Origin of the sequence: Vibrio sp. 1727 (assembly GCF_033344415.1) — a bacterium.
GTDB lineage: Bacteria > Pseudomonadota > Gammaproteobacteria > Enterobacterales > Vibrionaceae > Vibrio > Vibrio alginolyticus.
Window position 1 is genome coordinate 1 of the sequence record NZ_JAWPOT010000403.1, and the last position, 622, is coordinate 622.

The 622-nt window shown below is 50.0% G+C and carries 1 protein-coding gene and 1 pseudogene; both read right to left on the reverse strand.

All coding sequences use genetic code 11. The annotated features are described in order from the left end of the window. Window positions 1-526, reverse strand: a 526-nt coding sequence (flgK, locus tag R8O10_RS26000) for a flagellar hook-associated protein FlgK (protein WP_318192067.1), incomplete at its 3' end; no start/stop codon positions are given. After that, window positions 527-622 (reverse strand): annotated as a pseudogene (locus tag R8O10_RS26005) (flagellar protein); the annotation flags it as partial.

The following is a 622-nucleotide window of genomic DNA, read 5'->3' on the forward strand; positions in this document are numbered from 1 at the left end:
CGACGTTCGACATCAGACTGTTTGCATGAGTCAGCGCAGCGGTGCGCTGATCATTCATGTCTTTATGTTGGTTGTGCAAAGACTGAGTTAGTGTGTTGAAGCGTCGAGCCAACGCTTCTGATTCATTGATGATTTGCTGGCGGTAAGGCATCGATTCTGGCTTCACTGTCGCGTCGTTAAGCGCGGCGTTAAGCGAATCTAAGCCAGCAGAGATACTAAATCCGTCTGCACCCAAGGTGTTTTCTAGTTGGCTCATGTTGCTGGTGTAACCAGCCGCGTAAGCCGCCAAACTATTGGTAGACCAAGTTTGTTTAACCAAGAACTGATCAGTTACACGGCGGATGCTGGTCACTTCCACACCCATGCCAGAACTTAAGCGGTTGGACTTACCATCACCAACTGTCGCCATCAACGCTTGTTGACGGCTGTATCCTGGCGTGTTGACGTTCGCAACGTTTTGCGCCGTCACGTCAAGTGCAACGCGGTTTGCGTTTAAACCTGAAAGGGCGATATTAACTAGGTTCATTTACAGCTCCATTTTTCTGATCAGCGGCTGAGAAAAAGCGGTCGTCATACCGGCTTCTCCAAGCACTTGTTTAACTGAGGCGACCGCTTGAGCCGT